Genomic DNA, 16,990 nt, shown 5'->3' on the forward strand with positions numbered 1-16,990 from the left:
TCTCCAGCGAAGGAGAGGGCTAATAATTTACAGCACAAACTTCAGCATGCGACGCAGAGGCTCCGCAGCGCCCCACAGCAGCTGATCGCCAACGGTGAATGCAGAAAGATACTGTGGTCCCATGTTCAGCTTACGTAAGCGACCGACCGGCGTTGACAGCGTGCCGGTGACGGCGGCAGGCGTTAACTCTCGCATGCTAAGCTCGCGGTCATTCGGAACCACTTTCACCCAGTCGTTGTGGCTGGCCAGCATTTGCTCGATTTCAGGCAGAGAGACATCCTGTTTGAGCTTGATTGTGAAAGCTTGGCTATGGCAACGCAGAGCGCCAACGCGCACGCACAAACCATCGACAGGAATGATCTCTTTAGTGGCTAAAATCTTGTTGGTTTCAGCCTGACCTTTCCACTCTTCTTTGCTTTGACCGTTATCTAGCGCTTTGTCGATCCAAGGGATCAGACTACCCGCTAGCGGTACGCCGAAATTATCGGTTGGCAGCGTGCCGCTGCGGCTTAATTCGGTGACTTTACGTTCGATGTCTAAAATGGCGGAAGCCGGATTTTGTAGCTCTTTGGCAACGCTGTTATGCAACATGCCCATTTGGCTGAGCAGTTCACGCATATGGCGCGCACCGCCGCCAGAGGCTGCCTGATAAGTCGCCACGGATACCCAATCGACCAGATTGTTGGCAAATAGGCCGCCCAGAGACATCAACATCAGGCTCACGGTGCAGTTACCGCCCGCGAAGGTTTTAATACCTTTGTTGAGCGCATCATGAATCACATCGTGGTTAACCGGATCGAGGATAATGACCGAATCCTCGTTCATGCGCAGCGAAGAGGCGGCATCAATCCAGTAACCTTGCCAGCCGCTAGCGCGTAGCTTAGGGTAAATCTCGTTGGTGTAATCGCCGCCCTGGCAGGTGATGATAATGTCCAACGCCTTCAATGCGTCGATATCATACGCATCTTGCAAGGTACCTTGCTGACCGGTAAAGGTTGGCGCAGGTTCACCATGCTGAGATGTTGAGAAAAAAACCGGGCGAATGGCGTCAAAATCGCGTTCTTCAATCATGCGTTGCATGAGTACAGAGCCGACCATCCCGCGCCAACCGATAAAACCAACGTTTTTCATATGTAGTCCTGCCTTGGAGTTTTTATATTAAGAAATTGAAGCCGCCTGTCTGTGCGGTGGGGGCTTGCCCCATTAACCAAACTTACAAAATGTGTGACGATGCGCAAGTGAATTTATTCGATATGAGGGAATGTATTCATGTGCGTAACTAATAATCACCTTTTAGGTTCGCGTTCAGTCGACAATATGGTTATCACTCCCTGAATGAGCGCTTTTATGCCACAATACGAAACAGCTATTTCTTGTGCGATTGCTCACAAAATTACCAAAGGACAATAACGGCTCCTATGCCTCCACTGAACCAAAGCTGGTTGCAGCGCGAGAACGAATTCGCGGCATTTACCACAGGTCCATTACTCGATTTCTGGCAACAACGTCAGGAAGACGTTTTTATGGGCGTGGACGATGTCTCGATTCGGTTTGTCCGTTTTACGTCAAAACAGCATTCCCGCGTGGTACTGGTTTCGCCAGGGCGCATCGAAAGCTACATGAAATATCCTGAACTCGCCTACGATCTGTTTCACAGCGGCTATGACGTAGTGATTATTGATCATCGCGGGCAGGGAAAATCAGGGCGAATGCTGGAAGATCATCACCGTGGACACGTTGTCCGTTTCGATGATTATGTCGATGACTTAGATATTCTGTGGCAGCAAGAAATTTTATCTAAACCCTACAAACAGCGTTTTGCGTTGGCCCACTCCATGGGCGGCGCGATTCTCGCACTGTTTTTGGCTCGCAAGCCGCAGGGTGTTACCGCCGCCGCGCTGTGTGCCCCCATGACGGGGATAAAATTGCCCATGCCGTTATGGGTTGCCAAGCGAATTGCGGACTGGGCAGAACGCTATCCGAAAATGCGGGATAATTACGCATTAGGCACCGGCCATTGGCGTCCATTGCCTTTCATTGTTAATGAACTCACCCATAGTCGGGTTCGCTATCGCCGTTTTTTACGCTATTACGCTGATTACCCTGAATTACAGGTAGGCGGGCCGACTTACCACTGGGTGCGCGAAAGTATTCAGGCGGGAGAGCGTGCCATCGCCAGCGCTGAAAACATCACCGCGCCGCTGCTGTTATTACAAGCGGGTGATGATCGGGTCGTTGCCAACGCATCGCATTTTGCTTTTTGTCAGTCACTCACGAAAGCGGGGAATCCACCTCACGGTGGAGCTCCCCATATTATTAAGGGCGCACGCCACGAGATCCTGTTTGAGCGGGACGCAATGCGCACTGAGGCGTTAAATGCCATTTTGCATTTTTACGCTCTTCACTCCGATTCGTCGGCAGAAACTGCCGCCAACCCCAGCTGAGGTTAGAACAAACTTTATGTATCACATTGTTGCTTCTGATATGGACGGCACTCTGCTGTCACCTGCTCATACATTAACTCCGTTTGCCCGTGAAACTTTGCAACAGCTGACCCAGCTAGGGGTAAATTTTGTGTTTGCCACGGGTCGTCATCATATTGATATTGCACAGGTTAGAGACAGTTTAGGCATCAGTGCTTTCATGATCACGTCAAACGGTGCGCGCGTACATAACACCGCGGGTGAGCTGATTTTCAGCCATAACGTGGATGAAGATATTGCCCGCGATCTTTATAGCATCGTGCATAACGACCCAGATATTCTCACCAACGTCTATCGTAATGATGACTGGTTCATGAACCGTGAGAGCCCCGATCAGAAAGAGTTTTTCCAAGAGTCCGTTTTCCACTATCAGCTGTTTGAGCCGGCATTTTTACCCACCGATGGCATCTGTAAAGTCTACTTCACCAGCGATACCCATGAAAAACTGCTGCCGTTGGAAGAAGCTATCAATGCGCGCTGGGGCGACCGTGTAAACGTCAGTTTCTCACTGCCAACCTGTTTGGAAGTGATGGCGGGTGGCGTATCAAAAGGCCACGCGCTGGAATATGTAGCGAAACTCTTGGGCTATACGCTTAAAGACTGCATTGCATTTGGCGACGGCATGAACGACATGGAAATGCTGTCGATGGCGGGCAAAGGCTGCATCATGCGCGACTCCCATCAGCGCCTGAAAGACGCGTTGCCAAATCTGGAAGTGATCGGCAGCAACGTTGACGATGCGGTACCGCATTATCTGCGGAAGATGTATCTAGAGAGCTGATTTTTAACTCGGGGAAGTATCAATAGTGCTCCCCCTGCAACAAAAAACCCGCCATAGATCGGCGGGTTTTTTTATGAAGAAATAGAACGGGTGGGGTTTATTCCCCTGGGAACAGGAACGGGTTGATGCTGCTGCGCCCGAAGCCTTCTTCTTCCATTTTTGCGTCGAGTACCAGCGTGGCTAAGTCGTCGGCAACGGGTTCAACTTTCGGATCTTTTTCCTGATAAACCATTTTCAGGTAAGTTCCGCAATCCCCACAGCTTTCTGCTTTAACGGCGGCATTTTCGCTGTCGAGTGACCAGTAGTTCAGATCGCGCGTTTGTTCGCAGTTGGTGCATTTTACGCGTACTACGTGCCATTCGCTTTCGCACAGATTGCAGTGCAGATAGCGTAAGCCGTTGGTGGTGCCCATGTGAATGACGCTGGCTACCGGCATGCTGCCGCATACCGGACAGAATTGGCGATGTTCACCATATTCAGCTTTGGCTTTGCCTGGAATTTGGGTTGCCATTTGCGCCCAATATAAAGACAGCGCGGCCCAGATGAACGGGGCTTTATCGCTGCCGACGACGCCGTAGTTACCCGCAAACAGATCCTTCGCCATGATTTCCAGCTCGGAGTCAGATGTTTTAGAGAGGTTCTCCAGCACCGGTTGAACATGCTCTGGTGCATCGGGCATCAGTTCGGCAATCAGCGCCTGCAACAGGGTATGCCAGTGATGAGTGCGTGGGAAAATACTCGTGTCCAGAGGCGGTTTGCCCATAGCGGCAGCGTTGGTTAGCGTTTGGGTTAAATCGATGGTTAATGGATTGTCGTGCAATGCTTTTTGCTGAGCATCAGCAATCGCCGCTGCAAAATTCAGGTAGTCGCCCAGAGGATTATTTTCCGCAAGTTGACGCAGACGTTCCGCGCGGCGGGAATAGAGGCTCTTAAGGTTAGCAAAAAGCACGGGAGGAATATTGTCTAAACCACCTGATTTTTCGCGTTCTGCACCTAGCTGTTCTTTCGGGACGATTTTAATGCTCATGAAATTGATCCAGTATTAAGACCTCCTCTCGCTCTCCCCCTTATCAGGGGGAGATGCCTGCTCAAAACGACGCTGGCGTATAGAGGAGATAAGGTTACTTCCGCTCTTGTTCTTTGGCTTTCACTTCTCGATACCAGCGCGGATGATGTTTTTTGGCCCATGCAGCAGGTACCCAGCCTTCGACCATCGCGGTGATCGTACCTTTCACCCACAGTGCCGCATAGATATGTACCATGATAACAATAATCAGCAGTACTGCGGCGAATGAATGCACCATCAGCGCCAAACGGATCACTGGAATGGAGAACGCATCGGCGAAATAAGGGCGCCAAATCACGATGCCGCTGGCCAAAAGAAGGAGCAGGCTGCCGATGGCGGCCCAGAACACACACTTCTGTCCAAAGTTATAGCGACCGGTATCACCCACTTCTTCATTCATCGCGATCTTATGAATGTTTTTTGCCCATGTGATGTCTTCGCGGTTGATCAGGTTATGTTTCCAATAGCGGAAGAACATGATCAGGAACGAAGCGAACATCACCACGCCAAAGAAGGGGTGCAGGATGCGTGCGAGCTGCGGCGTGCCAAAGACATTCATCAGCCAGTTAAACGAGGGGAAAAAGAACCCCAAGCCGCTGATGGACACCACAATAAAGCAGAACGCCACCACCCAGTGGTTAATCCGCTCTGGCGCTGAGTAGCGCTGAATCGGCTTTTCCTTCTTCATTTGCGCTCCTCCTTATCGTGCGGTTCGGTATCTGGCGGGATATCGTCGACTTTGCCATCCACCTCGTCTTCTTCCTCGTCGTGAACGCGGTTAGGGCCAACGCCAACGTAGTGGAAGATACTGGCGGCAAAGGTGGCCGCAAAGCCAATGGCGGCCAGCGGTTTCCAAACGCCTTTCCAAAACTGCACGGTTGGGCTGATGGTTGGATCTTTCGGCAGGCCGTGGTAAAGCTCTGGCTTGTCGGCGTGGTGTAGCACGTACATCACGTGAGTACCGCCGACGCCAGCAGGGTCGTACAGCCCTGCATTGGCAAAGCCGCGGGTTTGCAGCTCGGCAATGCGCTCGTCGGCAAGGTTCTTCATCGCTTCCTTGGTGCCAAAATGAATGGCGCCGGTTGGGCAGGTTTTCACGCAGGCGGGCTCTTGTCCCACGGTAACGCGGTCGACGCACAGGGTGCATTTGTACACCCGGTTATCTTCTTTGTTCATGCGCGGTACATCAAACGGGCAGCCCGCGATGCAGTAACCACAGCCGATGCAGTGCTCTGACTGGAAATCAACAATACCGTTAGCATACTGAATGATTGCGCCTTCCGATGGGCAGGCTTTTAGGCAGCCCGGATCGGCGCAGTGCATGCAGCCATCTTTGCGGATAAGCCATTCCAGCTTGCCGTTTTCCTCAACTTCGGAAAAACGCATCACCGTCCAAGATTTAGCGGTTAAATCGGCGGGGTTATCGTACACCCCGACGTTATGACCGACTTCATCACGGATGTCGTTCCATTCGGAACAGCCCACCTGACAGGCTTTGCAGCCTATACAGGTGGTCACATCGATCAGCTTTGCCACTTCTTCCTGATGGTTACGCGCCTCGGGAGGCGGCGTCAGGGAATTGGTGGCAGAGCGCCGGATTATGTCCTGAGATTGATAAGCCATAATGCGTCTCCGTTACACCTTTTCCACATTGACCAGGAACGCCTTGAACTCTGGCGTTTGCGTGTTGGCATCACCGACAAACGGTGTCAGGGTGTTGGCGATAAAGCCTTTCTTCGCCACGCCTTGGTAGCCCCAGTGGATTGGAATACCGATGGTATCGATATCTTTGCCATCCACCTTCAGCGTGCGGATACGTTTGGTCACCACCGCTTTGGCTTTGATGTAGCCACGGTTGGAGCTGACTTTCACGGTATCGCCATGCTTGATGCCTTTTTTCTCTGCCAGCGTTTCACCGATTTCGACAAACTGCTCAGGCTGAAGAATGGCGTTCAGCAGGGCATGTTTAGTCCAGTAGTGGAAATGCTCGGTCAGGCGATAAGTGGTACCCACGTAGGGGAACTTATCGGCTTTGCCCATGGCAGCCAGATCGTCTTTAAACACGCGAGCAGCAGGGTTAGACACCACGTTTGGATGCAGTGGGTTGGTTCCCAGCGGCGTTTCAAACGGTTCGTAGTGTTCAGGGAACGGGCCCTCAGCCATTTTATCAATCGCAAATAGGCGTCCCATGCCTTCCGGCTGCATGATGAACGGGCCGACGCCGCTGTTTGGCGCGGCGGTGCTGTAGTCAGGAATATCAATGCCTGACCATTTTGCGCCGTCCCACTCCAGCAACTGACGTTTTGGATCCCACGGTTTACCCGACGGATCGGCTGAAGCGCGGTTATACAGAATGCGGCGGTTCAGCGGCCATGCCCATGCCCAACCTAAAGTATTGCCTAAACCGGACGGATCGCTATTGTCACGGCGCGCCATCTGGTTACCTTCTGGCGTCCAGCTTCCGGCGAAGATCCAGCAGCCGCTTGAGGTGGTGCCGTCGTCACGCAGCTGAGCAAAGGAACTGAGCTGTTGGCCTTTTTTCACCAGAACGGCACCGGTGGCTGGGTCAACCAAATCAGCCAGCGCTTTACCGTTGCTCTCCCTTGCCACTTCTTCCGGCGCAGGGTTTTCTGGCGTGAGGTACTCCCACGTCATGTTAAGCACTTGCTCAGGCACGGCGCCGCCGTCTTTGGCGTACATTTCACGCAGACGAAGGAAAATACCGGCCAAAATTTCACCGTCATTTAACGCTTCACCCGGGGCGTCAGCTCCTTTCCAGTGCCATTGCAGCCAGCGGCCAGAGTTCACGATCGAACCGTTTTCTTCGGCGAAGCAGGTTGAAGGCAAGCGGAAGACTTCGGTCTGGATCTGTGACGGATCAACGTCGTTGAATTCGTCATGGTTTTGCCAGAACGTCGAGGTTTCCGTATTCAGAGGATCAATTGTCACCAAGAATTTCAGCTTGGAGAGTGATTTCACCACTTTGTTTTTGTTCGGGAACGAGGCCACGGGGTTAAAGCCTTGGCATAGATAGCCATTCACTTTGCCCTGCGACATCATCTCGAAATACTGCAGAACGTCGTAGCCTTTGTCCCACTTCGGCAGCCAATCAAAGCCCCAGTTGTTTTCTTTCTGCGCTTTATCACCGTAGAAAGATTTCATCAGGCTGACGAAGAACTTAGGCGTATTGCCCCAGTAGTTCACCTGACCCGGTAACGTTGGTTTTGGCGTTGTCGCTGCGAGATAGGTTTGCAGATCGGCCTGTTTTTCTGACGGCAAATTGAGATAGCCCGGCAGGCTGGTGGACAGCAATCCTAAGTCGGTTAGGCCTTGGATATTGGAGTGACCGCGCAGGGCGTTAACGCCACCGCCGGCCATGCCCATGTTGCCCAACAGCAGCTGAATCATTGCCATGGTGCGAATGTTTTGCGCACCAACGGAGTGCTGGGTCCAGCCCAAGGCGTATAGGAACGAGGCTGTTTTATCAGCGGCGCTGGTTTCAGCGATATATTCGCAAACGGTGAGGAAATCGGCTTTTGGCGTGCCGCAGACGTTTTCCACCACTTCTGGCGTATAGCGGCTGACGTGTTCGCGCAGCATATTCCACACACAGCGCGGATCTTGCAGTGTGTCATCGCGTTTGGCGAAGCCGTTTTCGTCGAGCTGATAGTTCCAGGTGGTTTTGTCGTAGGTACGTTTTTCTTCGTTATAGCCACTGAATAAACCGTCGTCGAAAGCATAGTCTTCGCGCACCAACAGGCTGGCGTTGGTGTAGTTCTTAACGTATTCAGCGTTAATTTTGTTATTGGTTATCAGATACAGCAATACGCCCGACAGGAAAGCAATGTCGGTACCGGAGCGGATCGGCGTGTAAAAATCTGCCACCGAGGCAGTTCGGGTAAAGCGTGGATCGATAACGATCAGCTTGGCTTTGTTATGGATCTTGGCTTCCATCGCCCAGCGGAACCCTACGGGATGCGCTTCGGCGGCGTTGCCACCCATAACGACGATCAGGTTGGCGTTTTTAATATCAACCCAATGGTTTGTCATCGCACCGCGACCAAATGTTGGAGCAAGACTTGCTACCGTTGGTCCGTGTCAGACGCGCGCTTGGTTATCCACGGCAAGCATGCCGAGGGCGCGACTAAATTTTTGGGTTAATAAACCAGTTTCGTTGCTCGATGCAGAGGCGCAGAGCATACCTGTTGAGAGCCAGCGGTTAACCGTGGTTCCCTGATCGTTAGTGGGAATAAAATTGGCGTCACGGTCGGCTTTCATCAGCTTGGCGATGCGCTCAAAAGCATCGTCCCAAGTGAGGCGTTGCCATTTGTCAGAGCCGGGAGCACGGTATTCAGGGTATTTCAGACGAGATTCACTGTGGATGAAATCCACCAGACCTGCGCCTTTCGGGCACAGAGCGCCACGGTTTACCGGATGATCCGGGTCCCCTTCAATGTGGAAAATGCTTTCTTTTGCGTTTTTTGCGCCGTCGCCGAGGCTGTACATCAACAACCCACAGCCGACAGAACAGTATGTACAGGTATTACGGGTTTCGCGTGCTCGCAGCAGTTTGTACTGCCGAGTTTCCGCGAGCGCTACCGCTGGAGCAAAGCCCAGCGCCGCCGCCGTGGTGCCTGCCATACCGCCAGCGCAGATCTTAAAGAACTGTCTTCTGCTGACCTGCATGGTGATCTCCTTCCTATCACATTGCTTCAAAAAGTGTGTTTTATTTGTTTGTTTGCAAATTCATCGTTAAACCCGCGCATGACTTTTTCGGTGTGGCAGGTTTAGAGTCATAAGAACTTAACCGACTTGCTCACTCTTAGCGGCGAGCGGAGTCGCTTTGTGCTTAAATACTACCACATGAATCCTGTGGTTGTTACAGGTAGGTATCAAAGACGTGAATAAGATGAGTTTTTTAAATAATAATCCAGTTAATGGCGTTCGTCAGACAATGGTGCAACAACGTGGGCAACTGCACACTTCTCAGCCAGACTGGGTGGCGGAGGAAGTCCCTGTTGCGCTGGTGTACAACGGCATCTCTCACGTGGTGATGATGGCGTCGCCGAAGGATTTTGAGGCTTTTGCGCTCGGATTTTCGCTTTCAGAAGGCATTATTCGTACCCCGCAGGATATCTACGGTATGGACGTGGTGGCTGCCTGTAATGGAGTGGAAGTGCAAATTGAGCTTTCTAGCCGCTGTTTTATGGCGCTCAAAGAGCGTCGACGTTCGATGGCTGGGCGAACCGGTTGCGGTGTGTGTGGCGTCGAGCAGATCACCGATGTCGTTCGTCCACTAGAGCCGCTGCCGTTTACTCAAACCTTTGATCTACAAAATCTGGATCAGGCATTGCGTCAGCTGCGTAGCGTGCAACAAATCGGTGACCTCACCGGCTGTACTCATGCTGCGGCGTGGATTGATCCGCAAGGTGAATTGCTCGGAGGCTGCGAGGATATTGGTCGCCACGTGGCACTTGATAAGCTGTTGGGCATGCGCGCCAGACAGCCGTGGACGCAAGGTGCAGTACTGGTTTCCAGCCGAGCAAGCTATGAAATGGTACAAAAAGCGGCGATGTGCGGCGTTGAAATTTTGTTTGCCGTTTCGGCAGCCACTACGCTGGCGATCGATGTTGCCGAAAAATGCAATCTCACGCTGGTTGGCTTTAGCAAGCCGGGTCGTGGGACGGTATTTACCCACCCGCAGCGGCTGCGGTAGTTTTTATTCGTTCTCTATATTTGTTTTCTATGCCTTGTTTCGTATTGAAGGAAGGCATAAAAACGATATTTTTGTGTCGATAGGCCAAAAGTACGATCGCCGTCACTTTGCGTTGTGCACTTATCCAAAAAATAAAACTTTTGCTCTCTATCTTCTAGGCAATAGCACATACCTTCGGTTTGATTAATCCCTTACTATTAAAGCACCAATATATTGGTGAATATTACTCTTATAAAATACATATATATACCCGTGATACTTCAAGTTGTATGTGCGTTGGCTACGCTCGTTCACCTCAGTCACTTACTTGAGTAAGCTCCTGAGGATTCGCTCACTTGCCGCCTTCCTACAACTCGAATTATCTAGGGTAAAAAATAGAACATCTTGGGGAATAAAAATGGAAGACCTACTGAGTTGGTATGGCGCCCTAATAGGGCTGTTCGTTGCAATATTTCTTATTCTAAAGAAATTCAATCCGGTATATTCATTATTTTTCGGCGCAATTGTTGGTTGTTTAATTGGTGGCGCTGATTTAAGTAAAACTATAAGCATTATTATTACCGGTACTCAAAGCGTGATGGGTACAGTTATTCGCGTATTAGCTGCGGGTGTGTTAGCGGGCGTGATGATGCAGTCGGGCGCGGCGGGTACGATTGCGCAGGCTATCGTCAAAAAAATGGGGGAGAAGAAAGCGATTCTTGCGCTTGCCCTAGCAACGATGGTAATCACCGCCGTTGGCGTCTTTATACCTGTTGCCGTGCTTATCGTGGCGCCTATTGCATTGGAAGTCGGCAATAAAATGGGGATCTCAAAGCTGGCGCTGTTGCTGGCGCTCTCCGGTGGCGGTAAGGCTGGGAATATTATCTCTCCAAACCCAAACACCATAGCCGCAGCAAATGGTTTTCATCTCAGCCTAAGTGACGTGATGATTGGTGGCTTTATTCCAGCGCTCTTTGGTCTCGCGATGACCGTTATTGTTGCTTCGATGATTAAACATCGTGGGGTGATGGTAACGGATAAAGAAGCTAATTTAATCTCCTCTAAAACAGACGATGACGATCAAAAAAGACCACCATTAAGTAAAGCCATTATTACGCCGGTGATTGCGATTGTATTACTGATGGTTAACCCGATTGGTTCTATTCTTAATATTGAAGCATTATCTCACTTTAAGCTTGATGCATTATATGTTCTGCCGTTTGCCGGTATTGTTGGCATGATAGCGATGGGGCAAAAAAATAAAATTATTTCCTATACCACATCTGGCGTTGAAAAAATGACGGCAACGGTATTAATTCTGATTGGTGCAGGTGCCATTGCCGGGCTAATTGGTGCGTCAAACCTTTCAATGGAAGTTGTTAAACTAATCGATATTTCAGGCATTTCAGGCACTTTCTTAGCGCCAATATCAGGGATCCTCATGGCTGCCGCAACGGCGTCAACGTCGACCGGCGTTATTTTAGCAACAGGTACTTTCGGTACCGCTATTTCGCAGGTAGGGCTATCTCCATTGGCCTCTGCGGTGATGGTTCATACGGGGGCTACCGTCATTGACTCCTTACCACAAGGTAACTATTTCCATGTCACCGCTGACAGCATGCATATGTCGATTAGACAACGTATGGCGTTAATCCCTTATGAGGCGATGGTGGGCGGAACAATGACGATTGTGGCAACAATTATGTATGGATTCATTTAAGGGAATAACTATGAAAAGAATGAAGTTTGTTTTGGCTCCAGATTCGTTTAAAGAAAGCATGACCGCCAAAGAAGTATGCAAGGCAATGGAAGCAGGGCTCAAAGTCGCATTCCCTGACGCTGAGTTCATCCATGTTCCGATGGCTGACGGCGGTGAGGGAACGGTTCAATCGTTGATCGATGCCACCGATGGTGAAATCTATCACCAAAGGGTGACGGGGCCGCTCGGTTCACCTGTTGATGCACAGTTCGGGATTATTTGGAGCCAGCAAACGGCGGTTATCGAAATGGCGTCGGCGAGCGGCATTCAGTTCACCACCAAAGAAACCAAAAATCCGCTTGCGGCGACGACCTACGGAACCGGCGAACTGATTAAAGCCTGTCTCGATAAAGGAATTAAAAAGATCATTCTGGGCATCGGCGGCAGCGCCACTAATGACGGCGGGGCGGGCATGGCTGCTGCGCTTGGGGTGCGCTTCTTAGATAAAAACGGTTCACCTCTAGCTGCGGGCGGTGGAGCGTTAGGTTCGCTGTGCAAAATCGATCTGGATGGTATTGATCCTCGGCTTGCTGACGTCGAGTTTTTGGTTGCCAGCGACGTGACAAATCCGCTGTGTGGCGATACGGGCGCATCAAAAACGTTTGGCCCACAAAAAGGCGCCACGCCAGAAACCGTGGCGATTCTGGATAGCGCGCTGGCGCACTATGCTGATGTGATCGATTCACAGCTGGGACGTAAAGTGAAAGACGTGCCGGGGGCGGGCGCTGCAGGAGGCTTGGGTGCCGGTTTGATGGCATTTACCCACTGCAAAATGGCGCGTGGCATTGATATCGTGACTCAATATTCTGGCTTAAGTGAAAAGCTTGCGGGCGCCGATTATTGCTTTACCGGCGAAGGTGGCATCGACTTCCAAACCAAGTTTGGCAAAACGCCTTATGGTGTGGCTCAGGCGGCTAAATCACAGGGAGTACCGGTTATTGCACTAGCTGGCTATATTGGTGAAGGCGTAAGTGAGCTTTATAGCGAAGGTATTGATGCCATTTTTGGTATCGTGCCAGGCGCTGATAACATTGATGCGCTGCTCAAGAATGGCTGCTCCAATGTTGAAAGAACCTGCGAAAATATCGGCAGGCTGCTGAAGATTGCGCGCGTGTAATAAGCTTTAGAGACATAAGCCCATGAAAGAGCAATACGTTGATCGTATTGCTCTTTTTTATTGCCCTGCTTGGGGAAGATGGCTAATTGAATCCGCATCGCCAGCAGGGTAAAGGAAGCCGCTATCTAGCTGTAATGAAATATATATGAGTAAACGATCGTCAAAGTTATTGAGATCGAGCCCCGTAAGCTCAGAGATGCGGTGTAAGCGATATTCTAGGGTGTTGCGATGAATAAACAGGGCCTTGGCGGTTGCACTTGGCTGAACGTTATTCATAAACCATACGGAAAGCGTTTTTCTTAGCACGCCATTGCTATCGATTGCTCGTAGCCGTGACAGTGGGCGAACCAGCTCTTTGGCTTGCCATCCGCCACGCAGGCTGTCGAGTAAAACCGGCAGGATCAGGTCTTGATAAAAATAGCTGCGCTGTTCTGGCGTGCGCTGCTTGCCCACCATCATGGTGGTGTAGGCCGTGCGGTATGAGCGCGCAATACCGCTTTCATCTGGGAAGTAGTTGCCCAATGCTATTCTGATTTTCAACTGGCTATTTTTGGCTAATTTTTTGAGCAAAAGATTAATTTGGTTACGCTGACTTTCTGGCTCCCAGCGGCCGAGTGAGCTAAATGCAGGTCTGAGAACCACCATCTGATTGAGTGACACAATTGCCGCGAGATTATCGTGTTCTGCCGTCGTCAGTAATGTTTGGAGTTGCTGAAGATCGACGATGGCGCTGTCAACGCCAAGCTGGCCGCTATCCACTTCCACCACTACCACCACGCGTGGCTGATTGAGGTCTATCCCTAGGCGCTGAGCCCATTCCTGAAGCGCGGGAGAGAGCTTTTCGGCGCGAATAAGGTTAAGCACTAACTCTTCGCGCAGGCGAGTGTCTTGTGCCAGCATGTGCATCAGATGCGCTTGCTCCAGCATCATTTCTGCGGTCATACACACCAGTTCACCATACCGCCTCAGCTCAGAGGGATCGCCGGTGAGCCCTATGACGCCAACAATTTCACCATCGAAATGCAAAGGAAGATTCACGCCGGGGCGAACGCCGTGCAGATGGCGGGTCATATTTTCATCAATATCGACAATTCTTTCCTGCGAAATAGCCAATAATGCACCTTCGTGCAATTCACCAATGCGTTCTTGAGCGCCACTGCCTATTATTCTGCCTCGTGCGTCCATGACGTTAACGTTGCTATCGATGATTTTCATGGTGCGGTCCACGATATCCTGAGCAAGTCGGGTATCGAGATGATAGGTCGCCATGCTGCGCTCCGTGTATGTTAAGTAGAATATTCCGAGCATACCGAGGCGGATACCGGTAAACATTGTGCAAATGCACAATGTTTAAGATAGCTGTTAAGAGTTGCAAAAGAAGTCACAGTTTTTTGCTCACTTTTAACTCGTTACCACTACATCGTGGGGTCATTGGCACTGGCAATCGCAGCTATTGATATTAACGATGGTGCCAAAATTAAATGCGAACATCGGGCTGAGAGCCTTGCTAGGGCTGAATATGCGCTCTTTTTCTGCCAGTTTTAATCATACCCTTACCGCTTATAAGCGATTGATAATCATTTTCAATATCATTTAATTAACTATAATGACCAGACTGCTTAACCGGAGCGGATGTTTTGCTCCTTTGAAATCTGGAGAAGATGAATATGAGCTATACCCTGCCATCCCTACCTTATGCCTACGACGCATTAGAGCCTCACTTCGATAAGCAAACGATGGAAATCCATCACAGCAAGCACCATCAGGCCTACGTCAACAACGCGAACGCCGCGCTGGAGTCTCTGCCCGAATTAGCTAAATTAACCGCAGAAGAACTGATTGCTCAGCTTGATAAAGTCCCTGCTGAAAAGCGCACTGTGCTGCGTAACAACGCAGGCGGTCATGCAAACCATAGCTTCTTCTGGAAAGGTTTGAAGCTTGGTTCTGAGCTGAAAGGCGATCTGAAAGCGGCTATCGAACGCGATTTCGGCAGCGTCGATAAATTTAAAGAAGAATTTGAAAAAGCAGCGGCAACGCGCTTTGGCTCCGGCTGGGCGTGGCTGGTGCTGAAAGCAGACGGCAAACTGGCCGTGGTTTCTACTGCAAACCAAGATAGCCCACTGATGGGCGAAGCGGTTTCTGGTGCTTCCGGTTACCCAATTGCGGGTCTGGACGTTTGGGAACATGCTTACTACCTGAAATATCAGAACCGTCGTCCAGACTACATCAAAGCGTTCTGGAGCGTGGTGAACTGGGACGAAGCGGCAAAACGTTTTACTGAAGCGAAAAAGTAATCGGCTGTAGTCATCGTCCATAGTGAGACAGCTGCGATCGGAGTGTGGGGAAACCCACGCTTTTTTTGTTTTTAAACCCCATGGGAACGGTATAGTAAGGGTATTGCCATTTTCTTGATGAATCTGCTTTTGGGAGCCCTGCATGCACTATCCAACGATTTACACCGGTACCATCATTCCTTATGAAGGCAGCAAGCCGAGTGCAATTGGCAAGCGCCAAATTTCCGGGGGTGTGATGCTTAACCGCCTTGGGTTGGAAGGTGATGAACAGGCAGAGAAGAAAGTCCATGGTGGCCCCGATCGTGCGCTATGTCAGTATCCACGTGAGCATTATCAGTTTTGGCAACGACAGTATCCGCAGCAGGCTGAGCAATTTTGTGCTCCGGCCTTAGGCGAAAATATTTCCACTGAAGGGATGACCGAAGAGAATGTTTTTATCGGCGATATCTACCGTTGGGGAGAGGCGCTGATTCAGATTACTCAGCCGCGTTCGCCGTGCTATAAACTCAACTATCACATGGATATCGATGAATTCTCTGTGCAAATGCAACAAACTGGCCGCTGCGGCTGGCTGTATCGTATTGTTGGCGAAGGCATGGTAAGCGAAGATCAGCTGCTGGAACTTGTGTCACGTAACAGCGATATCAGCGTGGCAGAAGCGATCTCCATCTGCTTCCACATGCCGTTTGATGAAGAAGAGTATCGCCGCCTGATGCGCGCGGCCGGGCTCTCAGCCAGCTGGAGCAAAACGCTTCAAATGCGGGTTCTCAACGGCAAAATTGAAGATATGAATCGAAGATTGCTCGGGGTTTAGCCCCTAGTATTTAACCCTCAGTATTGCCAGCCATCGTTTTAAGCCATTGAATGAAAACGTTGATCTTCGGCCACTGACGCTCAGAAAGGGTTGAAATGTAGTAGCGTTGCTCGCACTGCATTTCAAACTCTGGGAAGGGCGCAATCAACTCTTTGCTTTCCAGCCGCTTATTCACCAGATTTTTACGCCCCATCGCGATCCCCACATGATTCATGGCAGCGATCACCGCCAGATCGGAACGATCAAACCCCATACTTCGCTGATCTTCAGCGATATCAACGTTAAAATTGCGCGCCCATGAGTGCCATTCACTTTCGTTGGAGTCGTAACTCCATGCCTGACGATCGTGCAGCAGCGTGCTCTGGCGTAAATTAAATGGCTTTCCTATTAGATCGTGCTGTTTGGCATATTCTGGACTACACACCGGTATCATTGATTCATTCATCAGGTGTTGGCATGACAAGGTTTCGGGAGGTTTATCATCAAAATAAATCGCCAGATCGATTCCCGCGCCGTTGAAATTAACCATCTCGTTGCCGGTTAAAATGTTTAAGCTGATCGCAGGATATTGTTTAGCAAAATCAGCCAGTTTAGGCACTAGCCAACATTGTGCGATTGATGGGCGAGAATAGACCGTCAGCGTTCCCGACAGCTCTTGGCTTTTTATCTCAAGAATTTCCTGATTGAGATAGCTGAGAGAGGATTTTAGCGCCCAAAATACCCGCTCGCCTTCAGGGGTTAATGCAATTCGGCGATGAAATCGCTGGAATAACTTAAACCCCAACTCTTCTTCAAGCTGATTGATGCGATGGCTAACGGCGCTAGGGCTTATCGATAACTCTTCAGCCGCAAGCGCAAAAGACTCATGTCTGGCCGCAACTTCAAAGGTATAGAGCTTTGATAGCTGATAGCCATTTAGCAGTTTGTTACGTGCGATATATTTTGAATGCTCGAACATGATGACCTCGTTTAGACAGAGCA

General features: G+C 50.5%; 14 protein-coding genes. 7 read left to right on the forward strand and 7 right to left on the reverse strand.

What is annotated here, in order from left to right:
• Positions 1-27: 27 nt before the first annotated feature.
• A complete protein-coding gene (gene asd / locus BN1044_RS14835; RefSeq protein ID WP_025799443.1) occupies positions 28-1,131 on the reverse strand; it encodes an aspartate-semialdehyde dehydrogenase in 1,104 nt (367 codons plus the stop codon).
• A 287-nt stretch (positions 1,132-1,418) separates the two neighbouring features.
• On the opposite strand from asd, the gene pldB reads away from it, so the two are divergent.
• Both pldB and yigL read left to right on the forward strand, forming a co-directional pair.
• Complete coding sequence (gene pldB / locus BN1044_RS14840) at positions 1,419-2,444, forward strand: lysophospholipase L2 (protein WP_072309364.1); 1,026 nt, start codon at positions 1,419-1,421, stop codon at positions 2,442-2,444.
• 16 nt (positions 2,445-2,460) lie between these two features.
• The gene (gene yigL, locus BN1044_RS14845) at positions 2,461-3,264 is read left to right on the forward strand and encodes a sugar/pyridoxal phosphate phosphatase YigL (protein WP_072309365.1); all 804 of its coding nucleotides are present in this window, start codon (positions 2,461-2,463) and stop codon (positions 3,262-3,264) included.
• Positions 3,265-3,361: 97 nt separating this feature from the next.
• Here the strand turns inward: yigL and fdhE are convergent, their stop codons facing one another.
• From fdhE to fdnG, 4 genes are all read right to left on the reverse strand, one after another.
• On the reverse strand, positions 3,362-4,291 hold the full coding sequence (gene fdhE, locus BN1044_RS14850; protein ID WP_025799437.1) for a formate dehydrogenase accessory protein FdhE: 930 nt from the start codon (positions 4,289-4,291) through the stop codon (positions 3,362-3,364).
• Between the two features lie 94 nt (positions 4,292-4,385).
• A complete protein-coding gene (gene fdoI / locus BN1044_RS14855) occupies positions 4,386-5,018 on the reverse strand; it encodes a formate dehydrogenase cytochrome b556 subunit (protein WP_025799436.1) in 633 nt (210 codons plus the stop codon).
• Positions 5,015-5,953 (reverse strand): formate dehydrogenase subunit beta, encoded by a 939-nt coding sequence (fdxH, locus tag BN1044_RS14860; protein ID WP_072309366.1) that lies wholly within the window; start codon positions 5,951-5,953, stop codon positions 5,015-5,017. The genes fdoI and fdxH overlap by 4 nt, the downstream gene beginning before the upstream one ends.
• Positions 5,954-5,965: 12 nt before the next feature.
• Complete coding sequence (fdnG, locus tag BN1044_RS14865; RefSeq protein ID WP_139130958.1) at positions 5,966-9,016, reverse strand: formate dehydrogenase-N subunit alpha; 3,051 nt, start codon at positions 9,014-9,016, stop codon at positions 5,966-5,968.
• A 223-nt stretch (positions 9,017-9,239) separates the two neighbouring features.
• On the opposite strand from fdnG, the gene fdhD reads away from it, so the two are divergent.
• From fdhD to BN1044_RS14890, 3 genes are all read left to right on the forward strand, one after another.
• Positions 9,240-10,046, forward strand: coding sequence for a formate dehydrogenase accessory sulfurtransferase FdhD (gene fdhD / locus BN1044_RS14875; protein WP_072309482.1), 807 nt, complete (start codon positions 9,240-9,242; stop codon positions 10,044-10,046).
• Between the two features lie 397 nt (positions 10,047-10,443).
• Positions 10,444-11,745, forward strand: coding sequence for a GntP family permease (locus BN1044_RS14885; RefSeq protein ID WP_072309368.1), 1,302 nt, complete (start codon positions 10,444-10,446; stop codon positions 11,743-11,745).
• Between the two features lie 19 nt (positions 11,746-11,764).
• Complete coding sequence (locus tag BN1044_RS14890; protein WP_432612989.1) at positions 11,765-12,901, forward strand: glycerate kinase family protein; 1,137 nt, start codon at positions 11,765-11,767, stop codon at positions 12,899-12,901.
• 57 nt (positions 12,902-12,958) lie between these two features.
• Here BN1044_RS14890 and BN1044_RS14895 read toward each other — a convergent pair whose 3' ends face one another.
• Positions 12,959-14,170 carry a CdaR family transcriptional regulator gene (locus BN1044_RS14895; protein WP_081329601.1) on the reverse strand — a complete coding sequence of 404 codons (1,212 nt, stop codon included), beginning with the start codon at positions 14,168-14,170 and terminating at the stop codon, positions 12,959-12,961.
• Positions 14,171-14,568: 398 nt separating this feature from the next.
• Between BN1044_RS14895 and sodA the strand changes: the two genes are divergently transcribed.
• Together sodA and yiiM are read left to right on the forward strand one after the other, a co-directional pair.
• A complete protein-coding gene (sodA, locus tag BN1044_RS14900; protein ID WP_072309370.1) occupies positions 14,569-15,195 on the forward strand; it encodes a superoxide dismutase [Mn] in 627 nt (208 codons plus the stop codon).
• Positions 15,196-15,337: 142 nt separating this feature from the next.
• Positions 15,338-16,009, forward strand: coding sequence for a 6-hydroxyaminopurine reductase (gene yiiM, locus BN1044_RS14905; protein WP_072309371.1), 672 nt, complete (start codon positions 15,338-15,340; stop codon positions 16,007-16,009).
• A 10-nt stretch (positions 16,010-16,019) separates the two neighbouring features.
• On the opposite strand, the gene dsdC is transcribed toward yiiM, so the two are convergent.
• Positions 16,020-16,967 carry a DNA-binding transcriptional regulator DsdC gene (dsdC, locus tag BN1044_RS14910; protein WP_072309483.1) on the reverse strand — a complete coding sequence of 316 codons (948 nt, stop codon included), beginning with the start codon at positions 16,965-16,967 and terminating at the stop codon, positions 16,020-16,022.
• Positions 16,968-16,990: the final 23 nt, after the last annotated feature.

This window comes from Hafnia alvei (genome assembly GCF_900095695.1).
GTDB lineage: Bacteria > Pseudomonadota > Gammaproteobacteria > Enterobacterales > Enterobacteriaceae > Hafnia > Hafnia alvei_B.

Coding starts and splice junctions, on each gene's coding strand:
- asd (WP_025799443.1), bottom strand. CDS start 1,131: ATGAAAAACGTTGGTTTTATCGGTTGGCGCGGGATGGTCGGCTCTGTA.
- pldB (WP_072309364.1), top strand. CDS start 1,419: ATGCCTCCACTGAACCAAAGCTGGTTGCAGCGCGAGAACGAATTCGCG.
- yigL (WP_072309365.1), top strand. CDS start 2,461: ATGTATCACATTGTTGCTTCTGATATGGACGGCACTCTGCTGTCACCT.
- fdhE (WP_025799437.1), bottom strand. CDS start 4,291: ATGAGCATTAAAATCGTCCCGAAAGAACAGCTAGGTGCAGAACGCGAA.
- fdoI (WP_025799436.1), bottom strand. CDS start 5,018: ATGAAGAAGGAAAAGCCGATTCAGCGCTACTCAGCGCCAGAGCGGATT.
- fdxH (WP_072309366.1), bottom strand. CDS start 5,953: ATGGCTTATCAATCTCAGGACATAATCCGGCGCTCTGCCACCAATTCC.
- fdhD (WP_072309482.1), top strand. CDS start 9,240: ATGAGTTTTTTAAATAATAATCCAGTTAATGGCGTTCGTCAGACAATG.
- BN1044_RS14885 (WP_072309368.1), top strand. CDS start 10,444: ATGGAAGACCTACTGAGTTGGTATGGCGCCCTAATAGGGCTGTTCGTT.
- BN1044_RS14890 (WP_432612989.1), top strand. CDS start 11,765: ATGAAGTTTGTTTTGGCTCCAGATTCGTTTAAAGAAAGCATGACCGCC.
- BN1044_RS14895 (WP_081329601.1), bottom strand. CDS start 14,170: ATGGCGACCTATCATCTCGATACCCGACTTGCTCAGGATATCGTGGAC.
- sodA (WP_072309370.1), top strand. CDS start 14,569: ATGAGCTATACCCTGCCATCCCTACCTTATGCCTACGACGCATTAGAG.
- yiiM (WP_072309371.1), top strand. CDS start 15,338: ATGCACTATCCAACGATTTACACCGGTACCATCATTCCTTATGAAGGC.
- dsdC (WP_072309483.1), bottom strand. CDS start 16,967: ATGTTCGAGCATTCAAAATATATCGCACGTAACAAACTGCTAAATGGC.